Genomic DNA, 9,785 nt, shown 5'->3' on the forward strand with positions numbered 1-9,785 from the left:
AAAACCATAAAAAACACAACCAAAAAGTTAATTAACTCTAATAATAGATTGTACTTCCTAGTATATAAAATTAAAGGATAATAAAATAAGAAAAAAAATTTAAACACAAAAATTATGAGTCAGCCTCTTTCTTACAAAAAAAAGGATGGTTAGGTTGTGACTATGATGAAGAATGGGGCAAAGGGCCAAAAAACTTTTTAAGAAGATTATTTGATAAAAATTATGGAGATTATAAAAATTTTTTCAATGATATTCTTGAACCATTATTTTATCAAGGTTTTTGCGAACCTGTAATGGATTACCATTTTTCTCAATTTAAATTTAAGGTTCCATTCCTTAATGGAGGATTATTTGAACCTATGAATAATTATGACTGGATTAGAACAGATTTAACCCTCGAAGATTCTATATTTAAAGAAATATTAGATACTTTTGATAAATTTAATTTCACAATTAAAGAGGATGAACCATTAGAAAAAGAAGTAGCTGTTGATCCTGAAATGCTAGGCAAAGTATTTGAGAATTTACTTGAAGTGAAAGATAGAAAATCAATGGGTGCTTTTTATACTCCTCGTAATATTGTCCACCAAATGTGTCAAGAAAGTTTAATTTCATATTTAAATAACAATTTGGATATACCAAAAGAAGATATATCCACATTCATTAAAAAAGGTGATAATGCAGTCAATTCCATTATTAGGGTTAATGAAGAAAAGAAAAAATATAATGGGCACCAATATTCTAAAATTCTTTTACCAGAATCTATCATGTCTAACTCAAAAGAAATTGATAAATTACTTGAAAATGTAAAAATTATTGACCCTGCTGTTGGTTCAGGTGCATTTCCTGTAGGTATGATGAATGAAATTGTAAAAGCTAGACAAATATTATTGTTATTATCAAGTTGGGACGATATTAATTTTTATGAACTTAAAAAAGACACTATTGAAAAGTCTTTATATTGTATTGATATAGATTATTCTGCAACAGAAATAACAAAATTAAGATTTTGGTTATCTTTAGTTGTTGATGAAGATAGTATTGATTCTATAAGACCATTACCTAATCTAGATAATCATGTAATCTGTGGTAATTCATTAGTTGATTCTTTTAAAGGTATAAAACTTTTTGATGAAGATTTAATTAATGCTAATGTTCAAACAACTTTAACAACCAAAAATTCTGAAATCGAATTTCTAAAATTAGAAAAGAAAAAACAAGAATATTTTAATGAAAAAAGTCCTTTAGATAAAATTAGACTCAAATCTGAAATTGAAAATATTAAATGGAATTTTATTTTTGAAACTCTGAAAGAATCTGGCAATAAAGAAAAAATTGAAGAAATTTCTGAATTTAGAGAGGTAAATTCTAAACCATTTACATTATGGGAATTAGAATTCTCTGAAATTTTCCCAAAGGATAATTATGGCTTTGATATTGTAATTGGTAATCCTCCATATGTATCTTGGTCCGAAATTGACGATAGAGAAATTTTTGAAGATGGGCATTACCTTGATTTAAAATATAAATGCAGACCAAATCATAAAGATGCTCAACCAAATTTGTACATGTTCTTTTTAGTTAAATCATTGCATTCTCTAAAAAATAATGGTTGTTTGTCCTTTATTATTCCTCAAGAATGGTTATATGTTGTTAATGATTTCAGAGATTACTTTTTAGATAATACTGGAAACATTAGTATTTTTAAATTCCACCCTGAATATAAAGTTTTTAAAAATGATTATGAAGAAATTGGGACAAATTCTTTAATTTTATTATTTGAAAAAAACAATGGTGATGAGTTTCTTTTATGCGAACTGGATGAACATGAAGATAACAGGGTGAACTCATTTTTAGATAAATATAGTATGTTCCCAAGTAATATTTATAATTTCAATGATTATAATGTAAAAATTAAATCACTTTCAAAAAAATTATTATATGATACTCGTTGGCAATTTTATCATTATATTGTGGAAAATATTTTATCTAATGTAGATGATAATTTCATATTTTTAAATAACAAATCATTTTTTAATGTATTTGGAGGATTTCAACCTAATGTTGATTTATCAAAACAATTTATTATTAAAAAAGGAGATATTAACAGATTAAATAAATTAGAAAAAGATTGTGTATTCCCATGTATCTACAAAGCATCAAATATTCAGCAATACTATCTTAAAGAAGAGGGGGATTACTGGATCATTGTGAATAAATTATTTAAGAATGAAGAAGATTTCAAAACAGATTGCCCTAATTTATTCAATTATCTTTACCCTAAACTAGATACTTCAAAAAAGAAATGGTGGGAATTCCCAAATCCTCGTAATTTGGATAAATATAAATCTTCAAATGAAAAATTATTATCCCCACGTACTGCTTCAATTAATAGTTTTGCTTATGATAATAGCAAACATATTATAAAAGGAACTAATACTGCAATTATCTCTAAAAAAATGAATTTAAAATATGTGTTAGGCATTTTGAATTCGTCACTAGCCAGTTTTTATTATAAAGAATATGGTTTCTCATATCACGGATCTAGTATGAAATATGAGCCTGCAAACATTAATTCCTTTATGATTCCTATTAAAAAAGCAGATTTAGATGTCGAAAAAGAGATAGTTAATTTAGTAGATAGTATCTTAACAAAAAGAATAAATGACGAAGACACAACTGAAGAAACTAAGAAAATAGATTCAATTGTATATCAATTGTATGGTTTAACAGACGAAGAAATAACACTTATTGAAACAAGTATTTAAAAATATTATTTAGTGTAATAAAAAGAATGAAGGGGAAAAATATATGGTTGTTCCAAAATATCATGAATTAATGTTGCCAATTCTTGAATTTTCAAAGGACGGTACAGAAAAAAGCGCTAAAGAAACTAGAGAATATTTAGAAGATTATTTTAATTTATCAGATGAGGATAGGAATGAAAAAATATCTTCTGGACAGTTAAGGATGTCAAATCGTACGGGTTGGGCTAGATCAACATTAAAAAAAGCAGGATTTTTACAGAGCACTGAATATGCCCATCTTAAAATTACAGAATTGGGTTTGGAAGTTTTAAGTCAAAACCATGAAAGATTGACTCGGCCAATTATTTTTAGTATCCTAAAAGAAAAATCAAATGATAATAAAGAATATAAAGAACTTTTTGAGAATTTCAAAACATTTATTCACAAAACCGATGATTCTACTGAAACAAATGTTGAACCCGGTAATGATGGTGAAGATTTATCTCCTCAAGAAATTATTCAAAACCAAATCGATATTATTAATAACCAATTAGCAGATGAGTTATATGAAACAATAATGAATAATTCACCAAGATTTTTTGAAGATTTGGTTGTTAAATTATTAATTAAAATGGGTTATGGTGGATTAGATGAAAAATCTGGACATGTAACCAAATATACAAACGATGGTGGAATAGATGGAATAATTGATGAAGATGTTTTAGGATTAAGTCAAATTCATATCCAAGCAAAAAGACACAAAAAAGAAAATAAAATTTCTAATGAAACTATGAAAAATTTTGCATGGACTGTTGAACATAATAATCCTAAAGGAGTATTTATAACAACATCTTCTTTTACTAAAGGAGCTATTGATGTTGCTAATGAATCTTCAGCTAAAATTATTTTAATAGATGGTGAAAAATTAACAAAATTAATGATTGAATATGGATTAGGAGTTTCCACAGAACACAATTTCTCAATTAAAAAAATTGATAGAGATTTCTTTGAAGAGGAATAAAGAATATTATTTTAGTTTAAGAAATAATAATGATTTTAATATAATTAATGGAAAAATAGTTTTTAGAATTCTGTCTAAAAATACTACAAATATAATCTAAAAATGGTGAGAAGACAAATGGTTAAAATAAATTTATCAACATATAATATCATACTTTTGAACACACAAATCAATGAACACGTGATTTTAGATAAAATAAATTATGGTTCATTACAACCAGATTCACAACCTAAATCAATAATGGAATTATTATTCAAATTTTTAAGTGATAACAAAGAAGGTTCTAATTTTATTAAAGATAATAAAGTATTGTACATTAAAGATTTTAATGTAGATAATAAGAATATATTTTTTGGAGAATTTTTATATGGAACGTCAGGTGCAGAATATCCTGTGAGAAATATTAATGAGAATACCGAAGAATTAACTATTACCAAAGATCAATCAATTTTAACTCCATATTACTTTTATATAGAAATTCCAAAAAATAGTAAGCAAGGATTACTAATTCTAGAAAGTAAAGGTACTGATGGTATTAAAACTCTTTTTGAAGAATGGTTTAGAACATTCATAACTGAACAGTCAAATACTAATCTAAAATTAGAATTAAAATCTTTTTTACCTGAAAAAATAATTAATACTTATCTCAATCAAGGAGTTTTAAAAAGAATTCGTTTTTTATCAAATACTCTTCCTGTTGATGAATTAGATATATTGGATGGATATGAACCCGAAGAAGGATATGTAGAATTGAAAATTCAAATCAATAAAGATAATCGAAAGCCAATTATTGAAAAAATAAAAAAATTAATTAAAAATAAATCTGAAGAATCTAAAGAATATAATGACATTATTGGAAATAATTTAGAAACAGAAGATATAAAATTAGAAATTGATTTAAATGGTTCTGAAAGAACATTCACTATTAATAAGCTTGAAAATGCGGTTCCAGCTAGAGATATTACAGATGAACTAGATGATGGTGATGATGGTCATAGAACATTTGAGTCAATACATAAAAAAGGTAAAGAATATGCAGATGATATTTTTAGGGCTCCAAACTAATTTTCCAGATGATATTTAATTAAAACAAAACCAAATTTCAACACTCTAAATATCACTAAAAAGAATAATGACATTAAAAAAATAATGATGAAATTAAATAACATCTTAATCCAGAATATCAAATCAATCGGTAATAAAAATAGCAAATTTTTATGCAATAATGCAGCCAATAAAAGAATTATAACTAATGCTATTGTAACTAAAATTTCAAAGGAAATTGTAACATGATATTCAATTAAAAAATTTTTAATATTCCACTCCACTCTATTAATTTCTGTTGGTTTGGCATCACTATCTTTTAAATTAAATGAAAGCAACATTAAATTTAATAAAAAACCTATGAAGATAGATAATGATACTAATAAGATATTAACTAATTCCATGTTAAAATTCACAAAAAATATTAAGATACATGAAATAACTAAAGGAATACCAATTATTTTACCCTTATCATTTTTATGAAATTTAAAAAAATCCCTAATAACAAATCTTGGAGAAAATTTAGATTTCATATTATCACCAACATCATAATTTTTAGAACATATAATATAAATCTTTTATTTGTTTAAATTAAACTCCTAATTTAAATTTAATTTAAAATTTACTCTATGAATATAACCAAAAGCATGCAATATTAGCTATTCTAAATTTTTAACTAAAACATCACCTTTATCAGTTAATCTATACAGTCTACCTTTTCTAACTTCCGGATTAATGCATTCAACAAGTTCATGCGCCTTCAATTCTGATAGAACTTTTGAGATATGATTTGGCCTAATCTTTGAATCCTTAGCAATGGCCGTTGGTATTTTAACATCACCATCTAAAGACTTCATTACTTTAGTCCTATATTGTGATATTTTCACATAGCTGATTTCCGTTAACATTTCATCTGACAATTCCATACTATCACTTATGAACTTCTAACAAAATAAATTGTATCATTATCATAGCTGCTTAATGCATCATATGCTGATTGTGTCATGAAGCGGAATTTTCCAAAGACTCCATAATCAACTCCCATGTATACTGGCCCTGTTGATTTTGCCAGATACATCTGTATTCCTCCGGAATGCTTCAATGGAATTACACTGTACGGGTCAAGACTTTCGCTATCCCATGAACTTCCGTTATACTCTTTAATGGCCATGACAGAACTGGTAACAATAGCTACACGATAACCTGCACTAACACCTGTGGGCAGTGTATTTGTAGTCAATATCTCATCAACAGGCAGTTTCCATCCGGCTTCCTCATCACTGCCAACACCTGTAGCTCCTGTATCGCCAGTATCTCCTTTAGGCCCAGTTGAACCTGTTGCACCGGTAGCACCTGTTGGCCCTGTGTTTCCGGTATCACCTTTAACACCTTGGGGTCCGGTATCTCCAGTATCACCTTTGTCTCCTTTTATGGTTCCTACATTTTCCCAAGCATTATCAAGCCAGACATAAAGGGAACCGTTTACCAAATAGCTATCGCCGTCATTACCTGTTGGATGTGCATTTATCAGTTCCTGGTAAGTATTATACGAACCTTTAATAGTAGTACCCACACCAGTAGCTCCGGTGTCGCCAGTCGCCCCGGCCGGTCCAGTATCTCCAGCAGGTCCTGTGTCTCCAGTATCTCCCTTAGCTCCAGTTTCTCCTTTCTCTCCAGTTGCTCCAGTCTCGCCTTTGTTTCCTGTATCACCTTTCGCACCAGTATCGCCCTTATCTCCTTTTTCACCTGTATCACCTTTAGGTCCTGCCGGTCCGGTATCCCCGGTTTCGCCTTTCAAACTAGCTAATTGTTCCGGCGTAAAATCATCATATGTGAATGCATCACCGGTATCGCCTTTTTCTCCCACTACTCTTCCGATTGCAATCCATTCTGTATCGGCCATTTTTATTCCTCCTCATATGTCCATGGTTCAATATTTACACTTTCCCATTGAATGTGTCCTCCGGCATCATAAATCATTATTGCCGGATAGAAAGTATCGAATGTTATCTTATCGCTTATGTCTGCTTCATATGTGAAATCATTTGTACTTCCGTGTCTTATTGTTGCTTTAACATATCCGTTATCATAATACAAGTCAAAATAATACTGTTGTGAATCCAAAGTCAATTGTCCGGTTGCCACATTAACATCCCTTACTACATGATCGGATGTTGAATATTTCAGTCCTTTCTTGCTGGGATATGCTCCAAGTTCCAGAATCTTTGTATCCCTGTAATGGCTTAATGATTTTGAATTGACCAGTGCTATTGCATCTCCCCAGCCCTGATTGCTGTCCTTTTTCTGGTACAATCCGACTGAAATATGTATTCCATTGCTTCCGCCAATACCATTAGAGTATACTTTAGGTATTGCCATTACAACATTTCCGCTTCCTACATCTTTGGTTAGATTATACACTTCAGTATAATCCACACTACTAATATTGAAAGTGTGTGAAATGTCTGATGGATATTTGATAATGTCATAGCTTCCGGTATTGTAATCCCATGCATTGTCTTCAAAGCTTGCAAACGGAACGCATGTATAGTTAATGTCAATAGCTGCTTTTCTTCCGACTTTACTGACTACTGTTCCTGTTGCATCCTGAACATATGGCACAGTAACGGCGGACTTTCCATTGGAATCTGTTCTAACAACACTGTGAACTCCATTAATCCACCAGTCGACAGGAACTCCTGAATCCTGTAATGTTACGCTGTATTCAAATCCGCCTGGTGTGATTGTATCTGATTTTACAGTGCTTACTATAGCTACTCCAAACATCAGCATGAGTCTTTCTGCAAGTTCAAATATTGTGAGAGTATTATCCCACCAGATATTATATTCAGTTAATTTATTCCTTAACTTGGTTCTGACAGCTCCAAGCCTTGTGTTTTCCAAAATGACATTGCTTGCTATACTCACATTTAACACCTCATAATTCCGGTTCATAATATATCTTAGTTCCTTTTGTCAGGCATGTTGTATGACTGTTTGATTTGTAGCCGTCTGATCCGTATGCTCCAAAGACTATCTCATCCGAATTCCACACATCACCAGGATCAAATGTTCCGGAAATCAGAACATTACCGTTTGTGTCCTTGAACAGGTATGACAAATAATAGTCATCCGTTTTTTCAAGCACCATTGTACCTCCGGCAAATGCATGATTAGAATCCCGTACCTTGTCCTTTGTTACTCCCCAGCCGTTATCCAATGAGAAAATTCCAGGGTATCCTCCAATAGAACCTATAAATACTCCGGTGTATCCGTCCTGGTTATAATCTTTGATTAAACCTGATTTGCTGTAGTTTGCATCTACCATGAATCCGATTCCCATCAGTCCGTTCCATCCATCAGTTATTTTGAACTGTGATTCGATTTTCCATCCTTCACAGTCTCCATAATAATATGTTCCTGGTGTTGTGTTGAATTTGCCGAATGTAGCCGTATAATACCAGCCGTTCTCCTCGAACTGGTCTTGAGTAGTATCATTTGTATAGGTAACATGATAATTTCCATTACTGGCACCTGACCATGCTGCAGCGCTGATATTGGCCATCTTGTATAATGTTCCAAGTTTTCCTGCAGTCTGCGGATTGACATTAACGTCTGTCTGAAATATCGGGAGAATCTCATACCTGTCAATCAGCTGATTAATTGTGTCGGATTGGCTATAGCTGATTCCGGCATTTGTCAAACCTGTCCTTAGATTACTTCTTAATGTTGTCAATCTGGAGTTCATTGTCTGTTCATTGGCCAGAATCTGTGAAAAGTCTGGAGGTGTAAAAGTCATGTTAATCAGCTCCCCAGCAGGTTAAGATTTGATGTTTGTGTGGATGTTATTGTTCCAATACTAGTCTGCAGGTTTTCAATAGCTGTAGCTACCGGTGCATTCTTAATGGCATTTGTTGTATCTGTTGTATCCAGTGAGCTTGCAAGATTAACCGGTCCGGTTGCACCAGTATCTCCAGTATCTCCCTTAGCACCGGTATCACCAGTATCACCTTTTTCACCTGTATCTCCGGTGTCTCCCTTAGGGCCTGTTTCACCGGTTGATCCAGTATCCCCAGTATCCCCTTTGGCTCCTGTTTCACCTGTGGAGCCAGTAGCCCCTGTAGCTCCAGTATCGCCTTTGGGACCAGTTATATCATCAAAATATAAAGTGACCTCTGTGTTTGCACCGGAAAATATTATCTGCCTGTGTGCTGAGTCTTTATATACATCAATACTTTCACCATCATCTCCGGTATCTCCTTTCGCACCAGTATCGCCAGTATTACCTTTTGGACCTGTTTCTCCAGTATCTCCTTTCTCGCCTGTTGCTCCCGTATCGCCAGTATCTCCCTTTGAACCGGTAGCTCCAGTTTCACCGGCTGCACCTGTATCTCCAGTATCGCCTTTAGGTCCTGCCGGTCCGGTGTCACCTGTGTCACCTTTCGCACCAGTATCGCCAGCACTTCCGCTAGCTAATTTAAAACAATTAATATATTTGTATTCGTCAGAATCTTCTACTGGATGCAAGGCCAAGTATTCACCTGAAGTATCTTTAACAGCACCGTTTTCACCTAATGCAATATTGTCAGCTGGTGAAATATCTGTTATGCCGCTGGCTAGTTTGAGCCTGTATAGTTGTCCTAACACTAACACACTAGCTTTTCTTTGGCCGTTATCCATTACTGTTGGGTCATTAACGACAATACCGATTGGTATTTCATCATTACCGCCTGTATATTTCTTTACCATTTCTTTTCCGATTTCTGATTTGTCTGAGATTGTAACAGCATCTTCAGGATATAATTTGTTTGTATAGTCATAGCCTATGCTTTGGCCTGTTTCTGTAACGACATCTTTTGATGTTACATCTCCATCATCGAGTAAAAATGTTGTGACTTCTTTTCTTTGTTCCAATAAAACTATTTGGTCTTGCATTAAACACTCACCTCATATATGTGATTGCCTTTAACGTC

At 32.2% G+C, this 9,785-nt stretch carries 9 protein-coding genes; 3 read left to right on the forward strand and 6 right to left on the reverse strand.

What is annotated here, in order from left to right; all coding sequences use genetic code 11:
• Positions 1-359 precede the first annotated feature (359 nt).
• The 3 genes from ACJMLH_RS10125 to ACJMLH_RS10135 all read left to right on the forward strand — a co-directional run bounded on the left by ACJMLH_RS10125 (position 360) and on the right by ACJMLH_RS10135 (position 4,833).
• Complete coding sequence (locus ACJMLH_RS10125; RefSeq protein ID WP_405277310.1) at positions 360-2,768, forward strand: Eco57I restriction-modification methylase domain-containing protein; 2,409 nt, start codon at positions 360-362, stop codon at positions 2,766-2,768.
• 43 nt (positions 2,769-2,811) lie between these two features.
• A complete protein-coding gene (locus ACJMLH_RS10130) occupies positions 2,812-3,768 on the forward strand; it encodes a restriction endonuclease (protein WP_405277312.1) in 957 nt (318 codons plus the stop codon).
• A 117-nt stretch (positions 3,769-3,885) separates the two neighbouring features.
• On the forward strand, positions 3,886-4,833 hold the full coding sequence (locus ACJMLH_RS10135) for a hypothetical protein (protein WP_405277314.1): 948 nt from the start codon (positions 3,886-3,888) through the stop codon (positions 4,831-4,833).
• Here the strand turns inward: ACJMLH_RS10135 and ACJMLH_RS10140 are convergent.
• The 6 genes from ACJMLH_RS10140 to ACJMLH_RS10165 form a co-directional block, all read right to left on the reverse strand.
• The gene (locus ACJMLH_RS10140) at positions 4,830-5,345 is read right to left on the reverse strand and encodes a hypothetical protein (protein WP_405277316.1); all 516 of its coding nucleotides are present in this window, start codon (positions 5,343-5,345) and stop codon (positions 4,830-4,832) included. The genes ACJMLH_RS10135 and ACJMLH_RS10140 overlap by 4 nt on opposite strands.
• 126 nt (positions 5,346-5,471) lie before the next feature.
• Positions 5,472-5,738, reverse strand: coding sequence for a transcriptional regulator (locus ACJMLH_RS10145; RefSeq protein ID WP_405277318.1), 267 nt, complete (start codon positions 5,736-5,738; stop codon positions 5,472-5,474).
• Positions 5,739-5,746: 8 nt separating this feature from the next.
• Positions 5,747-6,715: a hypothetical protein gene (locus ACJMLH_RS10150; RefSeq protein WP_405277320.1), complete on the reverse strand. Its 969-nt coding sequence runs from the start codon at positions 6,713-6,715 to the stop codon at positions 5,747-5,749.
• Positions 6,716-6,717: 2 nt separating this feature from the next.
• Positions 6,718-7,740: a hypothetical protein gene (locus ACJMLH_RS10155; RefSeq protein WP_405277322.1), complete on the reverse strand. Its 1,023-nt coding sequence runs from the start codon at positions 7,738-7,740 to the stop codon at positions 6,718-6,720.
• Between the two features lie 10 nt (positions 7,741-7,750).
• Positions 7,751-8,611, reverse strand: coding sequence for a hypothetical protein (locus tag ACJMLH_RS10160; protein ID WP_405277324.1), 861 nt, complete (start codon positions 8,609-8,611; stop codon positions 7,751-7,753).
• A gap of 5 nt (positions 8,612-8,616) precedes the next feature.
• Positions 8,617-9,747 carry a hypothetical protein gene (locus ACJMLH_RS10165; RefSeq protein ID WP_405277326.1) on the reverse strand — a complete coding sequence of 377 codons (1,131 nt, stop codon included), beginning with the start codon at positions 9,745-9,747 and terminating at the stop codon, positions 8,617-8,619.
• Positions 9,748-9,785: the final 38 nt, after the last annotated feature.

Origin of the sequence: Methanobrevibacter sp., from assembly GCF_045116495.1 — an archaeon.
GTDB lineage: Archaea > Methanobacteriota > Methanobacteria > Methanobacteriales > Methanobacteriaceae > Methanocatella.

Coding starts and splice junctions, on each gene's coding strand:
- ACJMLH_RS10125 (WP_405277310.1), top strand. CDS start 360: ATGAATAATTATGACTGGATTAGAACAGATTTAACCCTCGAAGATTCT.
- ACJMLH_RS10130 (WP_405277312.1), top strand. CDS start 2,812: ATGGTTGTTCCAAAATATCATGAATTAATGTTGCCAATTCTTGAATTT.
- ACJMLH_RS10135 (WP_405277314.1), top strand. CDS start 3,886: ATGGTTAAAATAAATTTATCAACATATAATATCATACTTTTGAACACA.
- ACJMLH_RS10140 (WP_405277316.1), bottom strand. CDS start 5,345: ATGAAATCTAAATTTTCTCCAAGATTTGTTATTAGGGATTTTTTTAAA.
- ACJMLH_RS10145 (WP_405277318.1), bottom strand. CDS start 5,738: ATGGAATTGTCAGATGAAATGTTAACGGAAATCAGCTATGTGAAAATA.
- ACJMLH_RS10150 (WP_405277320.1), bottom strand. CDS start 6,715: ATGGCCGATACAGAATGGATTGCAATCGGAAGAGTAGTGGGAGAAAAA.
- ACJMLH_RS10160 (WP_405277324.1), bottom strand. CDS start 8,611: ATGACTTTTACACCTCCAGACTTTTCACAGATTCTGGCCAATGAACAG.
- ACJMLH_RS10165 (WP_405277326.1), bottom strand. CDS start 9,747: ATGCAAGACCAAATAGTTTTATTGGAACAAAGAAAAGAAGTCACAACA.